The sequence below is a fragment of the Streptomyces sp. GC420 genome (assembly GCF_009916105.1).
Taxonomy (GTDB): domain Bacteria; phylum Actinomycetota; class Actinomycetes; order Streptomycetales; family Streptomycetaceae; genus Streptomyces.
Genome location: NZ_JAAAXQ010000427.1, coordinates 1 through 6091, shown reverse-complemented (window position 1 = coordinate 6091; position 6091 = coordinate 1). Strand labels below are relative to the sequence as shown.

7 protein-coding genes are annotated in these 6091 nt (G+C 72.4%); 6 read left to right on the top strand and 1 reads right to left on the bottom strand.

Annotated elements, in window-relative coordinates; translation table 11 throughout:
• Positions 1-28 precede the first annotated feature (28 nt).
• From GUY61_RS33125 to GUY61_RS33115, 3 genes are read left to right on the top strand one after another with little or no spacing between them, the layout of a single operon-like run.
• The gene (locus GUY61_RS33125; protein WP_166634022.1) at positions 29-307 is read left to right on the top strand and encodes a PspA-associated protein PspAA; all 279 of its coding nucleotides are present in this window, start codon (positions 29-31) and stop codon (positions 305-307) included.
• A 5-nt stretch (positions 308-312) separates the two neighbouring features.
• Positions 313-1227 (top strand): zinc metalloprotease HtpX, encoded by a 915-nt coding sequence (gene htpX, locus GUY61_RS33120; RefSeq protein WP_166634024.1) that lies wholly within the window; start codon positions 313-315, stop codon positions 1225-1227.
• A 49-nt stretch (positions 1228-1276) separates the two neighbouring features.
• Entirely contained in the window at positions 1277-1855 is a 579-nt protein-coding gene (locus GUY61_RS33115) for a PspA-associated protein PspAB (RefSeq protein WP_166634021.1), read from the top strand.
• 106 nt (positions 1856-1961) lie between these two features.
• On the opposite strand, the gene GUY61_RS33110 is transcribed toward GUY61_RS33115, so the two are convergent.
• Positions 1962-2567 (bottom strand): TetR/AcrR family transcriptional regulator, encoded by a 606-nt coding sequence (locus GUY61_RS33110; RefSeq protein ID WP_166634020.1) that lies wholly within the window; start codon positions 2565-2567, stop codon positions 1962-1964.
• 605 nt (positions 2568-3172) lie between these two features.
• Here GUY61_RS33110 and GUY61_RS33105 point away from each other — a divergent pair.
• From GUY61_RS33105 to GUY61_RS33095, 3 genes are all read left to right on the top strand, one after another.
• A complete protein-coding gene (locus tag GUY61_RS33105; RefSeq protein WP_166634019.1) occupies positions 3173-4048 on the top strand; it encodes a CoA transferase subunit A in 876 nt (291 codons plus the stop codon).
• Positions 4045-4803 (top strand): CoA-transferase subunit beta, encoded by a 759-nt coding sequence (locus GUY61_RS33100; RefSeq protein ID WP_166634018.1) that lies wholly within the window; start codon positions 4045-4047, stop codon positions 4801-4803. The genes GUY61_RS33105 and GUY61_RS33100 overlap by 4 nt, the downstream gene beginning before the upstream one ends.
• A 131-nt stretch (positions 4804-4934) precedes the next feature.
• A complete protein-coding gene (locus GUY61_RS33095; RefSeq protein ID WP_208106767.1) occupies positions 4935-6074 on the top strand; it encodes a nitronate monooxygenase family protein in 1140 nt (379 codons plus the stop codon).
• The last annotated feature ends 17 nt before the right edge of the window (positions 6075-6091 follow it).

The window sequence follows — 6091 nt, the reverse complement described above, 5'->3', positions numbered from 1 at the left end:
AGACCCCGCCCGACCAGGAGGCGACGTCATGATCCTTCGGATACTCGGTGAGGGACAGTACGAGGTCACCGAGAGCCACCTCGACCGCCTCAACGAACTGGACTCCGCCCTCCAGTCGGCCGCCGACGCCGACGACACGGCGGCGTTCGCCTCCGCCCTGGCGGCACTGCTCGACGCGGTGCGCAGCCTCGGCACCCCGTTGCCGGACGACGCCATCGTGCCGTCCGACCTGGTGCTCCCCGACGAGGACACCAGCCTGGCACAGGTACGGGAACTCCTGTCCGACGAAGGTCTCATCCCGGGGTGATGACGGTGCGAAGCCGTTTCGAGCCCGACCGGCAGCTGACCGCCCGCATGGTGGTCACGATGTTCCTGCTCGGTCTGGTGTACGTGGCGTTCATCGCCGCGCTGATCGTGCTGCTCAAGTCCGTCATGGTGGTGGTCCTCATCGCCGGCGCGCTGCTGGTGGCGCAGTTCTGGTACTCCGACCGGATCGCCCTCTACGCCATGCGCGGCCGCTTCGTCACACCGGAGGAGGAGCCACGGCTGCACGGGGTCGTCGACAGGCTGTGCGCCACCGCGGACATGCCCAAGCCCCGGGTCGCCATCTCGGAGATGGACCTGCCCAACGCGTTCGCCACCGGCCGCAACGCGGACCACGCCGTCGTCTGCGTCACCACCGGGCTGCTGCGCCGCCTGGAGACGGAGGAACTCGAGGGCGTACTCGCCCACGAGCTCTCCCACGTCGCGCACCGCGACGTCGCCGTGATCACCATCGCCTCGTTCCTCGGCGTGATCGCCGGGCTCGTCGTCCGGTTCGCCTTCTACTCCCAGCTGTTCGGGGGGCGGCAGCGCGACCAGAACACGGCCGCCGCGCTCGCGCTCGTCATGGGGGTGTCCGCCCTCGTCTACGCCATCAGCTTCCTGCTGATCCGGGCACTGTCCCGGTACCGGGAACTGGCGGCCGACCGCGCTGCCGCCATGCTCACGGGCAGGCCGTCCGCCCTGGCCTCCGCGCTGACGAAGGTCAGCGGCGACATCGCCCGTATCCCCACCCGGGATCTGCGCACCGCCCAGGCGTTCAACGCCTTCTTCTTCACCCCGGCCCTCGGCTCCGGGACCACGCTGGCCACGCTGTTCTCCACGCACCCGAGCCTCGAACGCCGGCTGGAGGCGCTCGCGGAGATCTCCGCCGAGCTGGGGGAGACGGGCGGGCGGACGCCGTGACACCGAAGGTCTCCGTGCCCCGGAGGACTTGAGAAGGAGCTGAAGCCCCATGGGTTTCCTGGACGCGCTGTTCGGCAGGTCCAAACCCGTCAGGCCCGACCTGGACCAGCTCTTCGGTCTGCCCTCGGCGGCGATCACCCTTCAGGCCGCCATCGGCTTCCGTCCCACCGGCCTGGGCTCGGTGTGCTTCGCCAGCATCGAGGGCGGTGCCTTCGCCGAGGTCCGGCGCGAGATGCGGGCGCTCCTGGACGCGGACACCGGACGGGGCGGTACGCCGGTCGAGCTCAGCCGCGACGGCTACGGCTACTCGTGGCTGCTCTCCCGCCGCGACCCCGACGACCTGCCCGCTCTCGTCAACGACCTCCACGCGGTCAACACCGCCCTTCAGGACAGCGGTTTCGGCCCGCAGCTCCTCTGCTCGCTGGTCACGTTCCAGGACGCGGAACTGCGTCCCCTGGCGCTGGTCTACCTCTACAAGCGCGGCACCTTCTATCCCTTCGCCCCGCTGCCCGGCCAGAAGCGCGACAACCCGCTGGAGCTCCAGGTCAGGGCGACGGTCCAGGACGACCTGCGCGTCGAGCAGGACCTGAGCCGCTGGTTCCCGGTGTGGGGCGCGCCCGGCCTGTGACGTGAGGGGGCGGCCACCGCGACCCGGGCGAACGGGAACGGCCACCGCCGCGCCACCACGGCGACCAGGGGAACGGGAACGGCCCCCGCGCAAGCGGCGTGCGCCCTCAGGAACGGGTCGCGCGGACCGTGGCGAAGCCGTCGAGGAAGGTGCTGAGCAGTTCCCCCGCGAGTCTGCCGATGGGCCGCTCCGGCGTGGGGCGGTACCAGCGCACCGAGAGGAACACGGCGTCGCGCAGCAGGCGGTGGAACAGGCGGGCATCGAGGTCGTCGCGGAACTCGCCACCGGAGACCCCGCTGCTGATGGCCTCGGCCCAGATCTCGTGGATCTCCCCGGCGGCCTGTCCGATCAGCGTGGACTGGGGCAGGGTCCGCAGGAAGACGGTCTCGTTCTGGTAGATCTGCGTGGCGTTGGGGTGGGCCTCGGCGACCTCCAGGGACACCTTGATCAGCGCGCCCAGGCGCTCGCGCGCCGACCCGGCCTCCGCGGCCGACTCCCGGGAACGGTCCCGCAGATCGTCGAGATAGCTCATGACGATCTCCTGGACCATCGAGTCCTTGGAGTCGAAGTGGTGGTACAGGCTGCCGGAGAGGATGCCCACCTCGTCGGCGATCTCGCGCACCGTCGTCGAGGCGACCCCGTTGCGGGCGAACAGCGCCGCGGCCTGCTGCAGGATGATGTCCCGTCGCCTCTTGCCCGTGGCCGCCGTCACCCTTTTGTCCTCCCACCGTGCTTGCGCGCTCACGATAGCCGAACGGATCCGGACGTCCCGGAACCGTCCCCGCGCACTGCCGTTGACGACGATCGGCCGAGCCCCTAACCTGCGCACCAAGCTAGCGCTTGGTCGGAACGTGAACAAGGGGACAAGGCGGGGACCGGGACAGGGGCGGAACACATGGCGGAGCGGACGGAGTTACGGCGCGCGCGACCGCCGGGGCACGGCGCCGCCGCCACCTGGGCAGCAGGACCGTCGCCCCATGGACACCGGGCGTGCCCGCCGCCGACGGGGCCTTCGGCACCCCCGTCGCTCCGCACGGTGGCCGGCGGCCCTCCACCGGGCGGCCAATGCCCCGCACCGGCGTGCCGGCCCGCCCCGCGGGTGTCACCGGCGTCTCCGGAAGGGGCGGCTCCGCCGTGTCGCAGACGCGGGCGCCGCGGCCTCCGGGGTGACCGGGCAGGACCGGCCCGTGCCGTCCGGCGGGAGCGGCCCGTCTGCCCCGCGTCAGGCCCGGGTCCGTTCCACCGTGCAGGGGACCGGGCGCTCTGCCGAGCGCTTGTCAACGTCCGAGACGTGGAAACAAGAGGGGCGGACAACTCGTGACCGACAAGCGTATGACGGCCGATCAGGTCGTGGCCGAGCTTCGCTCCGGAATGACCATCGGCATCGGCGGCTGGGGCTCCCGGCGCAAGCCGATGTCCCTGGTCCGCGCCATTCTGCGCTCCGGTCTGACCGGCCTCACCGTCGTCAGCTACGGCGGTCCCGACGTCGGCCTGCTCTGTGCGGCGGGCAAGGTCTCCCGCGTCGTCTACGGCTTCGTCTCACTGGACTCCATACCGCTGGAGCCGCACTTCCGCGCCGCCCGCGAGAGCGGCACGGTCGAGGCCACCGAGTGGGACGAGGGCATGCTCCAGGCCGGGCTGTACGCGGCCGCCCAGCGGGTGCCCTTCCTGCCCGTCCGCGCCGGACTCGGCTCCGACGTGCTGCGGATGAACCCCGAACTGCGCACCGTCGCCTCCCCGTACGGGGACTGTGAGGAACTCCTCGCCGTACCGCCCCTGCACCTCGACGCCGCGCTGGTCCACCTCAACCGGGCCGACGCCGCGGGCAACGCCCAGTTCCTCGGAGCGGATCTCTACTTCGACGACCTGTACTGCCAGGCCGCCGGACGGGCCTATGTCTCCTGCGAGCGGATCGTCCCGACCCAGGAGCTGACCAACGGTCCCGACATCACCCGGCTGCGTGTCCACCGCTGGATGGTGGCCGGAGTGGTGGAGGCGCCGGGCGGCGCCCACTTCACCTCCTGCGATCCCGACTACGGCCGCGACGAGGCCTTCCAGCTCGAGTACGCCACCGCCGCCGGGGACCCCGCCGCATGGGAGAAGTTCCGCGCCACCTACCTCGCCGGCGACGAGCGGGACTACCAGCGCGCCGTGGCAGCGCGCACCGCGACCACCACGGGAGCGCAACGATGAGCGAGTCCACCAGGGCCGAGATCTGCGCGGTGGCCTGCGCGGACGCCTGGCGCGGCGACGGGGAGATCCTGGCCAGCCCCATGGGCCTGATCCCCTCCATCGGAGCCCGTCTCGCCCGCGCCACCTTCGCACCCGACCTGCTGCTCTCCGACGGCGAGGCCACCCTCGTCACCGGCGTCTGGGCCGTCGACGCCCCGCCGCCCGCCACCGCCGAGGGCTGGGTGCCCTTCCGCACCGTCTTCGACCTGCTGGCGAGCGGCCGCCGCCACGTGATGATGGGCCCCAGCCAGATCGACCGCTTCGGCAACGCCAACATCTCCGCGATCGGCGACTTCCGGCGCCCGAAGCGGCAACTGCTCGGCGTACGCGGGGCCCCCGGCAACACCGTCAACCACCCCACCAGCTACTGGGTGCCCAGACACAGCCCCCGCACCTTCACCGGGAAGGTGGACGTGGTCTGCGGCGTCGGCTACGACAACGCCGCACGCGCCGGCGCCTCCGCGAGCCGCTTCCACGACCTGCGGCGCGTCGTGACCAACCTCGCCGTCCTCGACTTCGGCGGCCCCGGCCACACCATGCGCCTGGTCTCCGTCCACCCCGGAGTCACCGTCGACGAGGTCACCGCGCAGACCGGCTTCCCTCTGCACACCGACGGCGAGGTCCCCGAGACACGTACGCCCACCCCCGGCGAACTGACCTGGATCCGCGAGGTCATCGACCCCAACGGGCGGCGCGACAGGGAGGTCCCGGCGTGACCGCACCCAAGGCATCCAAGTCATCCGGGGCACTCGCGGCACACGAGGCACCGGCGGCACATGAGGCACCCGCGGCAACCGGGGCAACCACCACGCCCGCCGTCCGCCGCCCGCCGGTGCCGCACCCGGCGCTGCACACCGCGCTCTGCGACCTCACCGGCATCCGTCACCCCGTCGTGCAGACCGGCATGGGCTGGGTCTCCGGCCCCGAGCTCACCGCCGCCACCGCCGAAGCGGGCGGCCTCGGCATCCTCGCGAGCGCCACACTGGGCCTGGAGGAGACCCGCACCGCCGTCCGAGCCGTGCGCGAGCGCACCGACGCGCCCTTCGGAGTCAACCTGCGCGGCGACGCCCCCGACGTCATGGAGCGTGCCCAGCTGCTGGTGTGCGAAGGGGTGAGGATCGTGTCCTTCGCCCTCGCGCCCACCGAGGCGGTGGTCCGCCGCCTCAAGGACTCCGGCCTCGTCGTCATCCCATCCGTCGGCGCCCGCCGCCACGCCGAGAAGGTCCAGGCATGGGGCGCGGACGCGGTCGTGGTGCAGGGCGGAGAGGGCGGCGGCCACACGGGCCCCGTGCCCACCTCCATCCTGCTCCCGCAGGTCGTCGACGCCGTCGACATCCCCGTCGTCGCGGCCGGCGGCTTCCACGACGGCCGGGGTCTGGTGGCCGCCCTCGCGCAGGGGGCCGTCGGCATCGCCATGGGCACCCGCTTCCTGCTCACCAGTGACAGCACCGTCCCCGACCCGGTCAAGGCCGAGTACCTCAGGCGCGGGGTCACCGACACCGTCGTCACCAGCGTCCTGGACGGTGTACCCCAACGCGTACTGCGCACCGAGCTGGTGGACCGCCTCATCGGCGCGGGACCGCTCTCCCGGGCCGCCCGGTCCCTCAGGCACGCCGTCGCCTTCCGGCGGATCACCGGCACCCCCTGGGGCGACATGATCCGCGAAGGGCTCGCCATGCGCCGCGCCCGCGACCTCGGCTGGACGCAGGTCCTCATGGCCGCCAACACCCCGGTCATGCTGCGCTCCAGCATGGTCGAAGGCCGCACCGACCTCGGCACCCTCGCCTCCGGCCAGGTCGCCGGGCTCATCGACGACCTGCCCAGCTGCGCCGAACTCGTCGAGCGGATCGTCACGGAGGCGAGCGCCGTCCTCGACCGCCTGACCGCCTCCGCCCCGGTCCCGGCTGCCGGACCTGCCCCCGGAGCCGGAGCCGCACCAGGAGCAGCAGCGGCAACCGCCGCCCCCGCCGCCGCAGGAGAGTCATGACCTGGCTCTTATACACA

Excerpts from the sequence above, each read along its gene's own strand:
- GUY61_RS33100 (WP_166634018.1), top strand. The coding sequence starts at position 4,045 with ATGAGCGAGTCCACCAGGGCCGAGATCTGCGCGGTGGCCTGCGCGGAC.
- GUY61_RS33125 (WP_166634022.1), top strand. The coding sequence starts at position 29 with ATGATCCTTCGGATACTCGGTGAGGGACAGTACGAGGTCACCGAGAGC.
- GUY61_RS33115 (WP_166634021.1), top strand. The coding sequence starts at position 1,277 with ATGGGTTTCCTGGACGCGCTGTTCGGCAGGTCCAAACCCGTCAGGCCC.